Origin of the sequence: Herbiconiux sp. UC225_62, assembly GCF_042694625.1 — a bacterium.
Taxonomy (GTDB): domain Bacteria; phylum Actinomycetota; class Actinomycetes; order Actinomycetales; family Microbacteriaceae; genus Herbiconiux.
This window is the reverse complement of sequence record NZ_CP170551.1, coordinates 1,019,453-1,034,919: the sequence shown is the minus strand read 5'-3', so window position 1 is coordinate 1,034,919 and position 15,467 is coordinate 1,019,453. Positions and strand designations below refer to the sequence as shown.

Annotated in this window: 17 protein-coding genes; 7 read left to right on the top strand and 10 right to left on the bottom strand. The window is 70.7% G+C overall.

The genetic code is table 11. The features are described 5' to 3' along the window. Positions 1–3 precede the first annotated feature (3 nt). Positions 4–666, bottom strand: coding sequence for a ThuA domain-containing protein (locus tag ACFJGU_RS05055; RefSeq protein ID WP_382308220.1), 663 nt, complete (start codon positions 664–666; stop codon positions 4–6). Positions 667–723: 57 nt separating this feature from the next. Here ACFJGU_RS05055 and ACFJGU_RS05050 point away from each other — a divergent pair, with 57 nt between their 5' ends. The 5 genes from ACFJGU_RS05050 to ACFJGU_RS05030 all read left to right on the top strand — a co-directional run bounded on the left by ACFJGU_RS05050 (position 724) and on the right by ACFJGU_RS05030 (position 6,583). Next, complete coding sequence (locus ACFJGU_RS05050; protein WP_382308218.1) at positions 724–1,287, top strand: hypothetical protein; 564 nt, start codon at positions 724–726, stop codon at positions 1,285–1,287. After that, entirely contained in the window at positions 1,280–2,281 is a 1,002-nt protein-coding gene (locus tag ACFJGU_RS05045) for a LacI family DNA-binding transcriptional regulator (protein WP_382308216.1), read from the top strand. Before ACFJGU_RS05050 ends, ACFJGU_RS05045 begins: the two co-directional genes overlap by 8 nt. A 66-nt stretch (positions 2,282–2,347) precedes the next feature. After that, complete coding sequence (locus ACFJGU_RS05040) at positions 2,348–4,414, top strand: beta-galactosidase (RefSeq protein ID WP_382308214.1); 2,067 nt, start codon at positions 2,348–2,350, stop codon at positions 4,412–4,414. After that, the gene (locus tag ACFJGU_RS05035; RefSeq protein WP_382308212.1) at positions 4,411–5,379 is read left to right on the top strand and encodes an aldo/keto reductase; all 969 of its coding nucleotides are present in this window, start codon (positions 4,411–4,413) and stop codon (positions 5,377–5,379) included. The genes ACFJGU_RS05040 and ACFJGU_RS05035 overlap by 4 nt, the downstream gene beginning before the upstream one ends. Next, positions 5,369–6,583 carry a Bcr/CflA family efflux MFS transporter gene (locus tag ACFJGU_RS05030; RefSeq protein WP_382308210.1) on the top strand — a complete coding sequence of 405 codons (1,215 nt, stop codon included), beginning with the start codon at positions 5,369–5,371 and terminating at the stop codon, positions 6,581–6,583. The genes ACFJGU_RS05035 and ACFJGU_RS05030 overlap by 11 nt, the downstream gene beginning before the upstream one ends. A gap of 3 nt (positions 6,584–6,586) precedes the next feature. Here the strand turns inward: ACFJGU_RS05030 and ACFJGU_RS05025 are convergent, their stop codons facing one another. From ACFJGU_RS05025 to ACFJGU_RS05015, 3 genes are read right to left on the bottom strand one after another with little or no spacing between them, the layout of a single operon-like run. Further along, on the bottom strand, positions 6,587–8,461 hold the full coding sequence (locus tag ACFJGU_RS05025) for an alkaline phosphatase family protein (protein ID WP_382308208.1): 1,875 nt from the start codon (positions 8,459–8,461) through the stop codon (positions 6,587–6,589). Beyond that, complete coding sequence (locus ACFJGU_RS05020) at positions 8,458–8,790, bottom strand: aldo/keto reductase (protein ID WP_382310271.1); 333 nt, start codon at positions 8,788–8,790, stop codon at positions 8,458–8,460. The genes ACFJGU_RS05025 and ACFJGU_RS05020 overlap by 4 nt, the downstream gene beginning before the upstream one ends. Positions 8,791–8,797: 7 nt before the next feature. Next, positions 8,798–9,418, bottom strand: a complete 621-nt coding sequence (locus ACFJGU_RS05015) for an aldo/keto reductase (protein WP_382308206.1) — start codon at positions 9,416–9,418, stop codon at positions 8,798–8,800. 128 nt (positions 9,419–9,546) lie between these two features. Here ACFJGU_RS05015 and ACFJGU_RS05010 point away from each other — a divergent pair, with 128 nt between their 5' ends. Then, entirely contained in the window at positions 9,547–10,308 is a 762-nt protein-coding gene (locus ACFJGU_RS05010) for a MerR family transcriptional regulator (RefSeq protein ID WP_382308205.1), read from the top strand. A gap of 21 nt (positions 10,309–10,329) precedes the next feature. On the opposite strand, the gene ACFJGU_RS05005 is transcribed toward ACFJGU_RS05010, so the two are convergent. Next, complete coding sequence (locus tag ACFJGU_RS05005; RefSeq protein ID WP_382308203.1) at positions 10,330–10,887, bottom strand: GNAT family N-acetyltransferase; 558 nt, start codon at positions 10,885–10,887, stop codon at positions 10,330–10,332. 43 nt (positions 10,888–10,930) lie between these two features. Here ACFJGU_RS05005 and ACFJGU_RS05000 point away from each other — a divergent pair, with 43 nt between their 5' ends. Beyond that, the gene (locus ACFJGU_RS05000) at positions 10,931–11,749 is read left to right on the top strand and encodes a hydrolase (RefSeq protein WP_382308201.1); all 819 of its coding nucleotides are present in this window, start codon (positions 10,931–10,933) and stop codon (positions 11,747–11,749) included. Positions 11,750–11,756: 7 nt separating this feature from the next. Here ACFJGU_RS05000 and ACFJGU_RS04995 read toward each other — a convergent pair whose 3' ends face one another. The 5 genes from ACFJGU_RS04995 to ACFJGU_RS04975 form a co-directional block, all read right to left on the bottom strand. Next, positions 11,757–12,122 carry a hypothetical protein gene (locus ACFJGU_RS04995; RefSeq protein ID WP_382308199.1) on the bottom strand — a complete coding sequence of 122 codons (366 nt, stop codon included), beginning with the start codon at positions 12,120–12,122 and terminating at the stop codon, positions 11,757–11,759. Further along, positions 12,119–12,742: an Asp23/Gls24 family envelope stress response protein gene (locus ACFJGU_RS04990; protein WP_382308197.1), complete on the bottom strand. Its 624-nt coding sequence runs from the start codon at positions 12,740–12,742 to the stop codon at positions 12,119–12,121. The genes ACFJGU_RS04995 and ACFJGU_RS04990 overlap by 4 nt, the downstream gene beginning before the upstream one ends. Next, positions 12,739–13,305 carry an RNA polymerase sigma factor gene (locus ACFJGU_RS04985; protein ID WP_382308195.1) on the bottom strand — a complete coding sequence of 189 codons (567 nt, stop codon included), beginning with the start codon at positions 13,303–13,305 and terminating at the stop codon, positions 12,739–12,741. Before ACFJGU_RS04985 ends, ACFJGU_RS04990 begins: the two co-directional genes overlap by 4 nt. A gap of 154 nt (positions 13,306–13,459) precedes the next feature. Next, positions 13,460–14,926, bottom strand: a complete 1,467-nt coding sequence (locus ACFJGU_RS04980; protein ID WP_382308193.1) for an RNA polymerase sigma factor — start codon at positions 14,924–14,926, stop codon at positions 13,460–13,462. A gap of 76 nt (positions 14,927–15,002) precedes the next feature. Beyond that, positions 15,003–15,404, bottom strand: a complete 402-nt coding sequence (locus tag ACFJGU_RS04975) for a YciI family protein (protein WP_382308191.1) — start codon at positions 15,402–15,404, stop codon at positions 15,003–15,005. Positions 15,405–15,467: the final 63 nt, after the last annotated feature.

Below are 15,467 nucleotides of genomic sequence, written 5' to 3'. Positions count from 1 at the left end.
GGCTCAGTCCCGCGCGTCGACCCAGTCGAGCAGCTCGGCGAGCAGTCGCCGGTGCTCGGCGGAGTCGTACGACTCCACCCCGTGGCCGAGCGCGTCGTACGCGACCCGTCCGCGGTCGTCGGCACCCTCCCGGGTCCAGACCAGCGGGTGCGTCAGCCCGTCCTCGGTGTGCTCGGCCAGCACCCGCCCGCCGGGGCGCGTCTCCAGCGCGGTGTACCGCTCGTCGTACAGCACGAAGTCGTCGAACCCGGCGAGCAGGTCGCGGCCCTCGTCGGTCGCCTGCACGAGCGCGTGGCCGATCTGCGGATGCATCGTGACGCCGGGCTCCCACCGCCCGCCCAGCAGGTCGGACCAGCGTGGGTCGTCGGAGAACGCCAGACTGGACGAATGCAAGGCGAGGATTCCTTTTCCCTCGGCGAGATGGGCCTCCAGCAGGTCGACGACAGGACTCGAATCGGCCGGATCGGCGGCCAGGTCTCCGCTGACGTTGAGCACCACCACGTCGGCCGACGTGATCGCCTCGGCCAGCTCCGTCGCGCCGGTTCCGACCGTGCGCACCGCGCCCAGGGGGCTCAGCACCTCGGCCACCACCGCGCTCGTGCCGGCGAGCCCGTGCCACGGGTCGCTGTGTTCCTGCTCGCCCGACACCACGACGATCGATCTCACGACGCTCTCCCCTTCTTCCCGGCGCACGATCCGACGAACGCCTCGGCGCCTCCGAGCATGCATGCTCGCCGCCTCGGGCGCAACACGGTGCGAGCGGAGCCGCCCGTGATGCGGGCGTGGGGAGCACACACGGTGGAAGCCCTCGACTACGAACTGGTGTGGATCGGCCACGATCCCGAGCGTGCACCGCTCGGGAACTTCTCCGACGCCCACGCGGTGACCGAGCCGGTCTGGCGATTCGTCAGCGGCTACCTCATGCTCTCCGCCGGCTCGGGCGACGTCGCCGGCGGCGAGGGAGCCCGTCTCGTGGTGAGCAGCCACGGGAAGGCGGTCGGCGGCCTCCGTGCCGACGCGACCGGTTTCACCCTCGGCCTCGACACCGACGGCTGCGCGGTCGACGGATCGATCGCGCGCACCCACGCGGGCATCGCCGTGGTCGCGGACCCGTCGACCGAACTCGACCTCTCGGCCGACGGCCGGTCGGTGAGCGGTCGAGCGGCGGATGCCCCTCCGCGTCCGGTCTGGGGCGTCACGGTGGTGCACGGCCCGGCCGCCGAGAAGATCGAGAACCGCATCGGGCTGCTCCGGAGCCTCCAGCGGGTGGGGGGTCGCCATGTCTGAGATCGGAATCCGGGATGTCGCGGCCCGAGCAGGCGTCTCGGTCAGTACCGTCTCGAACGCCCTGAACCGGCCCGAGTTGGTGTCGCGCAAGGCCGCCTCCCGGGTCAAGGAGGCCATCGAGCACCTCGGCTACGTTCCCAACGTGGCCGCCCGCCAGCTGCGTGCCGGCCGGAGCAACGCCATCGGGATGGCCGTGCTCAACATCACGAACCCCTTCTTCTCCGACGTCGTGCTGGGCGCCGAGGAGGTGGCCGAGCTCGCCGGCTATTCGGTGATCGTGGGCAACAGCTACGACTCCGACGTGCGGGAGGCGCGCTACCTCGACCTCTTCGAGCGGCAGCGGCTCGACGGCGTGCTGATCGCGCCGGTGGGCGAGTCGCTCGAGATGCTCCAGCGCTTCCGCCGCCGTGACGTGCCGGTGGTGCTGGTCGACCGCGTCGACCCCGACGGCGTGTTCCCGTCGATCTCGCTCGACGACGTGCTCGGCGGCACCATGGCCGCGGCCCACCTGGTGCAGGGCGGATGCCGCCACATCGCGTTCATCGGAGGTCCGGTGCGGGTGTCCCAGATGCGGGAGCGTCTCGAGGGGGCTCGGCGCACCGTCGAGGCATCCGGAGCACGCTTCACCTTCTTCGAGACGCCCACGCTGAACCCGCAGATCGGCCGGGAACTGGGCGATCGCATCGCGGCCATGCCTGCGGAGGACCGTCCCGACGGGATCTTCGCCGCCAACGACCACGTGGCCCTCGGCGTGCTGCAGAGTCTGATCGGCCACGGCATCTCGATCCCGGGCGACGTGTCGATCGTCGGCTACGACGACATCGACTTCGCCGGAACCGCCGTGGTGCCGCTCACCTCGGTACGGCAGCCGAGCCACGAGATGGGCGCCCACGCCGCGAAACTCCTGCTGGAGCAGCTGTCGGGTGTCGAGGAATCGACGCTGCTGACGCGGTTCGAGCCCGTGCTCGTGCCGCGGCAGTCGACCCGGCACTGACACCCGGCACCGACACCTGGCACCCTCCCCGCCCACCGACGACCACCCCGCACCTGGAACGAGACCATGAGCATGCAGTACGGCGCCGACTACAACCCCGAGCAATGGGACGAGTCCACCTGGCACGACGACGTGCGCCTCATGCGGGAGGCCAAGGTGACCATGGTCAGTCTCGGCATCTTCGCCTGGTCGCGCATCCAGCCCGAGGAGGACACCTTCGACTTCGAGTGGCTCGACACCGTGATCGAGCTCCTGCACGCGAACGGGATCACGGTCGACCTCGCCACGGCGACCGCGTCGCCTCCGGCCTGGGCGGTGACGACCTACCCCGGTATCCTGCCGCAGGACGCGAACGGCGCGACCTACTGGCCGGGCAGCCGTCAGCACTACGCGCCGAGCTCGCCCGACTACCGCCGCCTGGCCGCGCGCCTCGTGACGGAGATCGCGAAGCGCTACGCCGCGCATCCGGCCGTCGTGCTCTGGCACGTCAACAACGAGTACGGCTGTCACGTGCACTACGACTACTCCGACAACGCGGCGGTCGCCTTCCGCGCCTGGCTGGAGCGCAAGTACGGCTCGATCGACGCGCTGAACACCGCCTGGGGCACCGCGTTCTGGTCGCAGCGCTACAACTCCTTCGAGCAGATCGTGCCCCCGCGCAAGGCGCCGTACAGCCACAACCCCGGCGGCGCCCTCGACTTCAAGCGCTACACCTCCGACGCGCTGCTCGAGCTGTTCACGATGGAGCGCGACATCATCCGCGCAGCCGGCGCGACCCAGCCGATCACCACGAACTTCATGGGCGCCTTCCCGCCGCTCGACTACTGGACGTGGGCGGCGGAACTCGACGTGATCAGCGACGACAACTACGCCGATCCCAACGATCCGCAGTCGTTCCGCCAGGCCGCGTTCACCCGCGACCTCATGCGCTCGCTGAAGCCCGGCACGCCGTGGATCCTGATGGAGCAGGCCACGAACGCGGTCAACTGGCGGCCGAGCAACGCGCCCAAGGCTCCCGGGCAGATGGCGGCGCTCTCGATGCAGGCCGTGGGGCGCGGCGCCGACGGCATCCTGTTCTTCCAGTGGCGCCAGTCCCGCCGCGGGAGCGAGAAGTTCCACTCGGCGATGGTGCCCCAGGCCGGCACCGCGACACGCACGTGGCGCGAGGTCGCGGCTCTCGGTGAGGCGCTCGACCGCCTGCCGGAGCTGCCCCGTGGCGGGCAGGGCGCATCCGTCGCCATCGTGTTCGACTGGGAGAACTGGTGGGCGCTCTCGAACCCCGACCACCCTGTCGTGCTCGACTACCTGCAGCTCGTGCAGCGCTGGTACTCCGCCCTGCACCGCCAGAACGTGCAGGTCGACTTCGTGCAGACCACGAGCGAGCTCTCGGGCTACGCCTTCGTGCTTCTGCCGCACGGCTATCTGCTGACGGATGCCGGCGCCCGCAACCTTGACGGGTTCGTGCGCGACGGCGGGCACCTGCTGGTGACCGCGTTCAGCGATGTCGTCGACGAGTCGGACGCGTTCCGCGAGGGCGGGTTCCAGGTGGGGCTCCGTGACCTCATCGGCGTGACCGTCGACGACTTCGGGGCGCTCGTGCCACCGCCCCTGCAGAACGCGGCGTCGTCGGTGGGCGAGGTCGCCCGGGCCGTCTCGGCCGTCGGTTCCGCCTCGCCCGGTGAGCAGCACGCGCAGGTGGACGCGCCGTTCGGGTCGTTCCGCGGCCAGTACCTCGCCGAAGAACTCGGGGTGATCGACGACGGCCGGCCCGTGGAGGTGCTCGGCCGCTTCTCGGACGGGCGGTTGACCGGGGCTCCTGCGCTCACCACCCGCGCGACGGGTGCCGGGCGCGCGCACTACCTCGCCACCGTTCCCGACGACGACGGGATGCTCCAGGTGACCCGCTGGGCGACCGCGCTCGCCGGGGTGCGCCCGGTGCTGGAGTCGCCGAGCCCCTGGGTGGAAGCGGCCCGGCGCGGCGACGTCCTTACCGTGATCAACCACGGGCACGAGCCCGTGCGGGTGGAGGTGACCGGAACCGATCTGCTGAGCGGGGCATCCGTCGACGGACTCGAGTTGGAGCCGTTCGGCTGGGCGCTGCTGCGCGATGCGCGGGCGGGGGTGGACGCGTGAAGTACACCCGGCTCGGAGCCTCCGGCGCACAGGTCAGTCGCATCGCCCTCGGCACGATGAACTTCGGGCCGGTCATCGGTGCCGAGGAGTCGTTCCGCATCCTGAACCTCGCCGTCGACGCCGGCATCACCTTCATCGACACGGCCGACGTCTACGGCAGCGGCCGCTGGGGAGACCATTACGGCCAGAGCGAGGAGCTGCTCGGCGAGTGGATGCGCGCCCGCGGCAACCGCGACGACCTCGTGGTGGCCACGAAGGGCCAGGGCCCGATGGGCGACGGCCCGAACGACCGCGGCTTGTCGGCCGTGCACATCCGGGCCGCCGTGGATGCCTCACTCCGCCGCCTCGGCACCGATCGCATCGATCTCTACCAGATGCACCACATCGAGCGCGAGGTGCCGCTCGACGAGGTGCTCGACGCCTTCACCACTCTCCGCGACCAGGGCAAGATCATCTACCTCGGCTCGTCGAACTTCGCCGGCTGGAACATCGCGCAGTACCGCGAGCACGCCGAGGCGCGGCGGCAGCTGCCGCTCGTGACGGAGCAGTCGGTCTACAACCTCGCGCAGCGCACCGTCGAACTCGAGGTCGTGCCGGCCGCGAGCCACTACGGCATGGGCATCCTGCCGTGGTCACCGCTCGCCAGCGGGCAGCTCGGCGGCGTGCTCAAGAAGGCCGACCGCAGCCGATCGAGCGATCTGGATGCCCTCGGGTCGCGTCGTGCGCAGATTGAGGAGTACGAGCGGTTCGCCGCCGACAACGGGCTCGACCCGGCCGAGCTCGGGCTCGCGTGGCTGCTCCACCAGCCGGCCGTGACCGCGCCGGTGGTCGGACCGCGCACCGAGCACCAACTCAGCGGAGCGGTCGCTGCCCTCGACATCGCTCTCGACGCGTCGCAGCTGGCCGAGCTCGATCGCATCTGGCCGGGCCCGGGCGGACAGGCGCCGGAGGCGTATGCCTGGTGACCGACCGGGCCGCCTTCCGGCGGTCTTCTTCGTCACGCTCGGGTTCATCCAGGCCTTGTGGCCGCTCACGATGGACCTCTATTTGCCGTCCTTCCCGCAGATCGAGCGGGAGCTCTCCACCAGCCCCTCGCTCGTGCAGTTCACCCTCACCGGGGCATTCGTGGGCATGGCAGCCGGGCAGCTGGTGGCCGGGCCGCTCTCCGACCGGGTGGGGCGCATCCGTCCGCTCCTCGTGGCGCTCGTGGTGTACGTGCTCGCGAGCGCCGGATGCGCACTGGCTCCGTCGGTCGGTCTGCTCGTCACCGCGCGGCTCGTGCAGGGGTTCGGTGCGGCGGCCACCGCGGTCGTGATCCTCGCGATCGTGCGCGACCGGGCCGAGGGGCCGCTGATGGTGAAGCTGCTGGCACGGCTGCAGCTCATCAACGGGGTGTTCGTGGTGGCATCGCCGGCGATCGGCGCGCAATTGCTGCAGCTCACCGACTGGCGGGGACTGTTCTGGCTGCTCGTGGCCTACGGTGCCGCCATCCTGGTCGCGGCGTTCTCGGTGCTGGCACGGCACGAGACCAACCCGCCGGCTCGTCGCGCCCTGCGCACCGGCGCGAAGCTGCTCGACGACTACCGCGCGCTCGCCCGCGACGGCCGGTACCGCGCCGCCATCCTCGCGGGCGCGCTGCAGTGGGCGGCGATGATGAGCTACATGGCGTCGTCGGCCTTCCTCTTCCAAGGCGTCTACGGACTCAGCCCCACGCAGTACGCCATCGTGTTCGGCGGGCACGGACTGCTGATGATCGCGGGCGCCCAGATCAGCGCTCGCCTGGCCGGACGGCTGCGGGTGACGGTCGTGGCCCGGGTGGGAACCGTCGTGCTCTTCGGATGCGCGGGGCTGCTGCTGGCGAGTCTGCTCGCCGCTCCGGGGCTCGGGCTCCTCGGCTTCCTGCTGCCCTTGTTCGCGTTCACGACCACCTTCGGCGTCATCTCGCCCACGCTGCAGAGCACCGCGCTCGGTCGCCACGGGCTGCGGGCCGGGGCCGCCGCCTCCCTCATCGGCGCCACGAACATGGTCTCGGGAGCGCTGGCCGCGCCCTTGGTGGGCCTGTTCGGCGTGACCTCCGCGGTGCCCGCCGCCGCCGTGATGACCACCTGCGCCGGGCTCTCGGCGATCGTGCTCCTCGTGGGCTTCCGCCGCGAGCGCGCCCTGGCCTGACGACTACTTCGTGTCGGAGTCGTTCGGGGCGTCGGGGTCGGGGGAGTGGCCGCCGTCGATCGAATCGAGCGTGCCGAAGAGCTGACCGTTCACGGCCTGCGTCTCCTGCAGCGCCTCGTAGGCCTCGGCGTAGGTGTCGGGTTCCGGTTCGCCTTTCACGCCGTACTTCGCGATGACGAGCCCCAGCAGCCCTCGTGCCGGATTGCTGATCGGCTTGGCGCGCTGGTCGGCATTCGAGTTGTCGAAGTCGACCTCGGGGTTCGGCGGGGTGTACTGCGGCATCGTCTGCGGCCAGTCGGAGGCCGGGCGTGGCTTCTTCAGGTTGATGGCGTCGAAGAGGGGGCGCGACGCCACGTCGCGGTGGGTCAGCGGCTTCAGGCCGTGCAGCTTCGAGAGCGTGGCGACGACCGATCCGTGGTCGTGCTGCTCGTTGACGATCGTGTTCTTCGCCGTGTAGGCCGAGATCGCGATGGCCGGGACCCGGCAGCCCAGGCGGTTGAAGGTGAAGTCGAACTCACCCTCGTCGCCGTTCACCGGCGGCACCGCGGAGGGTGGCGGCACGTGGTCGTAGGTTCCGCCGTGCTCGTCGAAGGTGACGAAGAGCATCGTGTTCATCGCGTTCGAGCCGGTCGGGGAGTCGCTCTTGCGGATGGCGGAGTAGATGGCGTGCAGCAGGGCGTCGCCGGCGCGAGCATCCGACACCGCGGCATCCACCACCACACCTTCGTCGCCCTCGTCGCTCATGCGCAACGTGCCGTACGGCGGATGCATGTCGTTGTGGTTGTAGATCATCCGCGGCTCGATGAAGGCGTAATCGGGCAGGTTGCCCTTCTCCACGTCGTCGTAGAACTGCTCCATCACGCGGAAGTTGGTCTTCCAGTAGGGCTCCAGCACCGGAGCGTGCAGCACGCCGGTCATCGAGATCAGTTGCGCGGAGTCGTAGTAGACGCGCCAGGTGAGGCCCGCCTCCTCGAGGCGGTTGAAGACGGTGGGGGCGTCGGCATCCGGGTCGAGCCACTTGGCGTATCCGCCCTCGCCCTTGTTGGTGACGAAGCCGTGCGAGGTGGAGGCGTGGAAGAAGGAGCGGTTGCAGAAGGTCTGCGACGGCACGGCCGAGAACCAGTGGTCGAAGACCGCGAAGTTCTTGGCGAGCGTGGTGAACACGGGCAGCATGTCGGGCGTGAAGCCGCCCATCGCCAACTCGTACTCCTTCGGCGACGGGTCCTTCTTGTTCTTCGTGAGCCGCCGGTAGTTGATGATGTAGTCCTCGACGAAGCCCTTCATCGTGGGCGATTCGTTGGGGCCGGGCGCGTTGTAGGGATACTGCAGTCCGTTGGCATGCAGGTCGCGGTTGCTCTCGGGGTCGACCTTGCCGAAGAGCTGTGTGTTGACGTGGAAGTACTCCTCGCCCGGGTCGGGGCGGGGGCTCGACATGATCTCATCCGTCGAACCGCTGTAGGCGTGCGCCTTGATCACCTCGTCGGTGCCCGGGATCGGATTCGAGTGGTTGCCCTGGTGCAGGCCCTCGAACTTCTGCCCCGGGGCGAGCTCGTCGTCTTTGTAGAGCCAGCCGAGCAGGTTGTCGAAGGAGCGGTTCTCGTACATCAGCACGACGAGGTGCTCGAAGCCGGGCTCGCTCGTCTTCTTCTCGGCGGCGAAGTCGAGCTCGACCTCGTTCGCGTAGACGCCCACGCCGATGGAGGCTCCCGCGAGTCCGCCGGCCGCGGCTCCGGCCGCGCCGACAGCGGCGGCCTTGAGGAAGGCGCGGCGGGAAGCCAGCGCCTCCTCGGGACTCTGGCCGCTCTTCTCACCCTCCGGGTCCTTCGGGCCTTTCGGGTCTTTCGGGTCGCCCTTCCGGCGGCCGAACGGCGGGGTCATGCCGAGCCGCCCGGCGGCGTCCAGGCCGAGACGGCGTCGAGCCGAGCGACCTCGTCGGGGGAGAGCTGCACACGGGCCACGGCCAGGAGGTCGGCCACCTGCTCCACGCGCGAGGCGCTCGCGATCGGGGCGACGACGGTGGGCTTCGCCACGAGCCAGGCGAGCGCGGTGGTGGCGATGGAGGCATCGTGGGCGCGGCCGATCTCCTCGAGGGCGTCGACGATGGCGAGGCCCTGGGTGCTGACGTACTGCGACGCGCCCCTTGCGCGGGCGCCGTCGGCGTGGTCGTCCTTCGTGCGGTACTTGCCGGTGAGGAATCCGCTGGCCAGCGCGTAATTAGGGCACCACGCCGAGATGCTCCCGCTCGGCGATCGGCGCCAGGGTGTCCTCGAAGTCGTTGCGGTGCACGAGGTTGTAGTGCGGCTGCAGGGCGACCGGGCGGGCGTAGCCGTTCGCCTCGCAGATCGCGAGGTAGGACTCGATGCTCGCGGGCGCGAAGTTCGAGAGCCCGATGTACCGCGCCTTGCCCGATCGCACCACCTCGTCGAACGCCGCTGCCGTCTCCTCGAGCGGGGTCTCGGGGTCTTCGAAGTGGGCGTAGTAGAGGTCGATACGGTCGGTCTGCAGGCGGGCCAGCGAGGCGTCGACGGCACCGCGGATGGTGTCGCCCGCCAGCCCTCGGAACTGCGGATGCCGCGACACCTTCGTGGCGATCACGGTGGCGTCGCGCGATCCGCGGCTGGTGAACCACTCGCCGATGATCGTCTCCGACTCGCCGCCGGAGTTCCCGGGCACGCTCGCCATGTAGGAGTCGGACGTGTCGATGAAGTTCCCGCCACCGGCCGCGTGGGCGTCGAGGATGGCCAGCGAGGTATCGCGATCGGCGGTCCAGCCGAACACGTTGCCGCCGAGGGACAAGGGGAAGACGTCGAGATCGCTGTCGCCGATGCGTGCCATGGTTCGACGTTACTACGAGCGTCGAAGAGCGCCCCGACGAAGAGCTTGACATTGACGTTGCGTCAACTCGTAGCGTGGTGATGTCGGCCCGCCCGGGGCCGATCCGTGGAAGGAGGAGAGAGTATCCGATGGACTGGCCGATCCAGGAGGTCGCCCGGCTGGCCGGCACCACGAGCCGCACGCTGCGGCACTACGCGCAGCTCGGCCTCGTGCAGCCCAGCCGCATCGGCGCCAACGGTTACCGGTACTACGACGAGGCCGCCCTCGTGACGCTGCAGCGCGTGCTGATGCTCCGCGAGCTCGGACTCGGGCTCCCCGCCATCGCGGACGTGCTCGCGAACGAGACGGACGCGCCGAGCGCCCTCCGTGGTCACCTCGAGTGGCTGCGGAGCGAGCGCGATCGGCTGGGCCGGCAGATCGCCTCCGTGCGGGCGACGATCGAGACGATGGAAGGAGGTGGACAACTGATGGCAGAGAACATGTTCGAGGGATTCGACCACACCCACTACAAGGACGAGGTCGAGCAGCGCTGGGGGAAGGCGGCCTACGCGGCCGGCGACGCCTGGTGGAGCTCGATGTCGGCCGAGGAGAAGGCGACCTGGCAGCAGCGGGTCTCGCAGCTCGCCGCGGACTGGCAGGATGCGGCGGCGCGCAGCCTCGACCCGACGGGCGAGGAGGCGCAGGCGCTCGCGCAGCGGCAGTACGACTGGCTGGCCGGGGTGCCCGGCACTCCGGGACACGGCGCCGGCGGACCGACGAAGGAGTACTTCGTGGGCCTCGGCGAGATGTACGTGGCCGACGAGCGCTTCGCGGCGAACCATGGCGGCACGGCCGGCGCGGCCTTCGTGCGCGACGCGATGGCGGCCTATGCGGCGCAGCACCTCGCGTAGCGACTCGGGATGCGCGGCGGCTCAGCGGAGCCGCTTGCGCATCTCGAGTTCGCGGAGCGAGGGATCGAGCGGATACGGGCGGGTGACGCCCGTCTCCACGAAGCCGCGGTTGCGGTAGGCCGCGACGGCGCGCGGGTTCTGCTCGTTCACCTCGAGGGTGAGGGTGTCGCCGCGGCCGAGCGCCCATTCCTCGATGCGGGTGAGGAGGGCATCCGTCACGCCTGCCGAGGTGCCGCGGTGATCGGGCGCGACGTAGACGCCGTAGAGGAAGGCTCCGCGCTGCCCGTGCGGCACCTTCGACATCATGGTGCCGATCCAGCGGCCCTCGGCGGTGATGGCGGCCACGGTGATCGACTCGGGCGACGACCCGTCACGGGCCCACGCGCGCCACTCCCATTCGCGGCGACGCAGGGCGTGTTCGACCGTCTCGAGGTAGGCCAACGGGGTGTCGGCGAGCATCTCGAGGCGCAGTGCCTTCACCTGCGGCCAGTCCGATTCGACCGTGCGACGGATGACGACACCCGCCGCCGGACGGGCGGGCTCGACGCGTTCGGCTGGATCGCTGTTCCGCTCAGGCATGCATCGACTATACGTTTGGAGCAGTCGAGGGGAGAGCCCGGGCATGACCATCTGGACCTGCGCGACCTGCGCCGTCGAGCATCCCGACACGGAGCAGCCGCCCGCGAGCTGCGCGATCTGCACCGACGAGAGGCAGTGGGTGCCGGCCTCCGGCCAGCGCTGGGTGACCCGTGACGGTCTCGAAGCCGAGGGCTACCGCATCGTGGTGCGCGGCCTCGAACCCGATCTCTTCGCCATCGAGACCGACCACGAGCTCGGTATCGGCCAACGCGGTCTGCTGGTGCGCACGCCCGCCGGCAACGTGCTCTGGGAGCCGCCGGGGTTCATCGACGAGTACGGCATCCGCGAGGTGGAGGAGCTCGGCGGCGTGGCGGCGGTGACGGCGAGTCATCCGCATCTCACCGGATCGTCGATCCAGTGGAGCCACGCGTTCGGCGGGGCCCCGGTGTACGTGGCGGAGGCGGACGCGCGGTGGATCCAGCGGCCCGATCCGGCCATCCGGTTGTGGTCGTCCTTCGCCGAACCGGTGCCCGGAGTGGAGCTGGTGCAGCTCGGCGGGCACTTCCCCGGAAGCTGTGTGGCCCGTTGGGCGGCCGGCGCCGGCGGCCGGGGAGTGCTGCTGACCGGGGACACCCTGATGGTGGGGGCGGATCTCGCCTCGGTGGCGGTGATGCGGAGCTTTCCCAACTACATCCCGCTGCCCGAGAGGATCGTGCGGCGCATCCTCGACGCGGTGCAGCCGCTCGAGTACGACCGGATCTACAGCGCCTTCCGCTGCATCGAGGCGGATGCGCCGGCGATCGTGTCGCGCGGTCTGGAGCGCTACATCCGCTGGCTCCGCGGCGACGAGTCGGAGGACTGAGCCCGGGTCAGCCGACGCTGGCGACGAGCACGCGGATGCGGGCGGCGGGCCCGGATGCGCTGCCGGCGAGGTGGGCGGCCACCGCGTCGTAGACCGCACGGCAGGTCGCGGCAGCCGATGCGTCGTCGGTGACTCCGATGGTGACGGCGATCTCGATGCCGTCGTCCGCCGCCCCCACGACGATCGGCTCGGCGGGTGAGCGCAGGCCGAGCGTGGACATCGCGTCGGAGAGCGCGGCGACCGGGGCAGGCTGCGCGGGGTACACCGCGGTGACGCCGGGCACGGAGGCGACCACGGCGCGGATCGCCTCGGGCAGCTCGGGCAGCTCGGCCAGCGCAGGACGCTCAGGCACTTCGGGCAATTCGGCGGTCACGAGGCGTCTCCCGTCGTCGGCGGCATCTGCACGTCGTGCACGGTCACGTCGATCGCCACCACGTGCAGGTCGGTGTGTCGTGCGAGCGTCGCGGCCACGGCCTCGCGGAGCGCCGACGTGGCCTCGGGGATGTTGTGGCCCCAGTAGACGACGGCGTCGATCGCGATCGTGATCGGTTCGCCCGGAACGGTGACGTCGCCGACCAGGGTGCACCGGCCCACCAGCAGTCCCTGGACGGTGTCGCCCGCGGCACGCACCAGTCCGCGCACGGATCCCTCGGTGATGGCGAGCGCCGCCGCCGGATCGGGGTGCGGGAGCGGGATGCTCCGCCCCGTGTGCGCCTCGCGGCCGATGTTCTTGAGGATGCCGCCGATCCAGCTCTCCTCGGGCTCCGGCTCGTTGCGCGCCTCGGCGTCGAGGAGTCCGGCCGACAGCGTTCGCAGTCGCTGCAGGGCGGCGAGGGCCGTCTGGCAGCCGGGCGAGGAGTCGATCGACGGATCGGCCGGGCTGCGACCGGCATCCAGGTAGTCGCTCAACTCCTCGATGGTGTGCCCGTCGAGGTCGTCGGGCTCGAAGCCGGGCGGACCGGACTCGGGAACGAGGTCGTCGTGATCGCTCATCGCCATGCCTCCATCTCCCTGATCAGATTCTTACGGGCCCGCGCGATCAGTCCTCTCACCGTCGATGAGGGCAGATCCAGTTCTCTGCCGATGTCGAGGTAACTGTAGCCTGCGATCTCGCGCAGCACCCAGCAGCGGCGTTGCTCCTCGGGCAGTTCGGAGAGGGCGCGGGAGAGTGCTTCGTCGAGTGAACGGGCCTGCGCCTGGGCCGCGGGGTTCTGCGACTCGGGGGCCGCGTACTCGTGCTGGTCGAGGTCTTCGTCGTCGTGCCGGCGGCGCAGGCGGTCGATGCTCTTGTTGCTCACGATCCGCATCAGCCAGGCCTTCACGCTGCCGAGGTCGGCGAGGGTGGGGAGACTGTTCCAGGCCTGCACGAAGGCATCCTGCACCACGTCGTCGACCTCCGAGTCGGAGCCCAGGATGCGGCGGGCGTACACCCGCATCAGCCGCCCGTAGCGGCGCACCAGGGTCTCGAAGGCGGGTACGTCGCCGTCGGCGGCGCGACCCGCGAGGGTTCTGTCGTCGGCGCCCTCGAGATCGAGCCGGCGCCCCTGGTCGGCCATGTCCTCATCCAACACCCCGCAGATGTTCTTTCACTGCAGGCGTGACGGATCGGCAGACCGGCGACGATCCGGGCGCAACGCGACGGTGATGAGTTACTACGAAAATGCGGGGGAGTGACGGCGTACACGGGGTCGGTCTTGCTCGATGTAATCGTTACTGGGATGTCTGCGCCTGCAAGTAGGCGCGGAGGCGCGCGTCGGTGGTGAGGGAGATCGCCTTGGCGTAGGCGGCGCGTGCCTCGTCGGCGCGACCGGCGGCCGCGAGCAGGTGGGCGCGGGTGGCCCACGCGGGTTGGAACCGCGCGAGTGCCGCGGCGGCCTCCGGGGAATCCGGATCGGGGGACGTGGCCAGCGCGTCGAGGTGGGCCAGGCCCGCCTCGGGGCCGTCGACCTCGGCGATGGTGGCGGCGAGGGAGACCTGCGCGCCGAGCGTGGGCGCCACCCGCACGAGCGCCTCGTTGAGCGTGCGGAGGGTGCGCCAGTCCGTTTCCCCGGTGACGGCGCGCGCGCAGTGCACCGACTGCATGGCGGCCTCGAGCTGGAACCGTCCGAAGCCCGGTGCCTCGCCGCCGGCAGGAGTCGGTCGTGCCATCGCCAGGCCGTGCGCCCGGCGGAGGTGAGACTCGCCGCGGGCGATGAGGCCGGTGTCCCAGAGCGCGGTGTCCTGTTCGGCGAGGGGCACGTGTTCGCCGGTGGAGCCGGTGCGCGCATCCGTCCGCGCGATCGAGAGGCAGAGCAGGGCGCCGAGACCGTGCACCTCGGGCTCTGTCGGCAGCAGCTCCGCGAGCGTCGTGGCCAGGTAGAGCGCCTCGCCCGCGAGCGAGTCGCGCAGGGTCTCGCCCGAGACGCGCTGCCATTCGATGGCGTAGCAGCCGTAGACCGCCTCGAGCACCGGAGGCAGCCGGGAATCCATGGCCCCGCGCTCGGGAACGACGAAGGGGATTCCGGCGTCACGGATGCGCCGCTTCGCCCGCACGAGTCGCTGCGCCATCGCGGGCGCCGGCAGAGCGAAGGCCTGCGCGATCCGGGCGGCGTCGAAGCCGAGCACGGTCTGCAGCATCAACGGGGTCCGCACGGCCGGATCGATCGCCGGGTGCGCGCAGACGAACAGCAACTCGAGCCGCTTGTCGGGCACGGCGTCGTAGTCGATGGTCGAGGGGTCGCCGAGCGGGGTGGAAGACCGCGCCGAACCGAGCGACGCGGCCCCGGCCGAGTCGCCGACGGACCCGCTTTCGACCCGCCTCCCGTGGCCCGATGCGGCGGAAGCTGCCGCGAGGTCGCTTGAACGGCCACGCGAGCCGCCGCGCTCGTCGTCCGGGTCGAGCACGTCGAGCGGCACGGTGGTGCGCCGTGCGGCCGACCCGAGGTCGTCGCGCTGCCGGTTGCGCGCGACGGTGAGCAGCCACGCCTCGGGGTTGTCGGGCACGCCGCTCTCAGGCCAGGTGCGGAGCGCCCGCTCGAACGCGTCGGCCAGGGCGTCCTCCGCCCCCGCGACGTCGCGCGTCGGCGCCGCGAGCACCGCGAGCAGCCGCCCGTACGACTCCCGCGCCACGAGCTCCGCCCGCGCCCGCGCCGCGCCCGCCTCCGTCACCCGAGTGCCCCCGGCGTCACTGAGCCGCACGTTGTGGCGCTACCCGGTGCTCGCCATTCGCGAAAACGTGCGGATGAGCGCGCGGCACCCCTTGGCGTGGGCCCCGTCACGCGAGCTCGTGCCAGGCGCCGTTCTGGAACGAGATCGCCGTGGGGCGGATCTCGAGCACGCCGTACTGCGCGCCGGGGCACTTCTCGGCCCAGGCGATCGCCGCGTCGAGGTCGTCGACCTCGATCACGAAGGTGCCGGCGAGCTTCTCCTTGGTGTCGGCGAACGGCCCGTCCTGCACCTCCAGCGATCCGTTGCGCAGTGTCACGGTGGTCGACGCGGCGACGGGTTGCAGGATGTCGGCGAGCACCAGCACACCGGCCTCCTCGAGCGACTTGCCGTAGGCGTCGAAGGCGGCGCGGAACGGCGCCATGTCCTCTTCGGTGACGCCGGCATCCTGGGCTTCCTGGTTGATGAGAAGGAGCGAGTAGCGCATGGTGTGTCCTTTCGTGGTGGTCACGTTAGCGGTCGCGGGATGCGACCTCTACTGTGATGACGATCCAGCGCCGCCCCGATCGACACC